Here is a 370-nt window from a genome sequence, read left to right as displayed (position 1 = left end):
TCTCACGTGGCGGTGTCGCCGGGCGTATCCGGCCGGGGGGCGTCCCCCGGCCGGGGCAGGCCGCCCGGCGCTCCAGTGGTGTTGTCCTGCGAGTCGGACCCCCCGGAGGCGGAACCCCTCAGGTCCCGTCCGGCCCGCTCGCTCTCGATGAGCTCGTTCAGCCAGCGCACTTCGCGCTCCACGGACTCCATGCCGTGTCGCTGCAGCTCAAGTGTGTAGTCGTCGAGGCGCTCGCGGGTGCGGGCCAGAGAGGCGCTCATCTTCTCCAGGCGCTCCTCCAGCCGGCTGCGACGGCCTTCCAGCACCCGCATCCGCACCTCGTGCTCCGTCTGCCCGAAGAAGGCGAAGCGAGCCGCGAAGTGCTCGTCCT

1 pseudogene is annotated in these 370 nt (G+C 71.6%); it reads right to left on the bottom strand.

The features are described 5' to 3' along the window. Positions 1-2: 2 nt before the first annotated feature. A pseudogene (locus tag ACLZOT_RS50500) lies at positions 3-370 on the bottom strand (PadR family transcriptional regulator); the annotation flags it as partial.

The sequence above is a fragment of the Streptomyces sp. 4F14 genome, assembly GCF_048159485.1.
Classification (GTDB): Bacteria; Actinomycetota; Actinomycetes; order Streptomycetales; family Streptomycetaceae; genus Streptomyces.
Note: the sequence above shows the minus strand (reverse complement) of the source record. Positions and strands in the feature narration are given on the sequence as shown.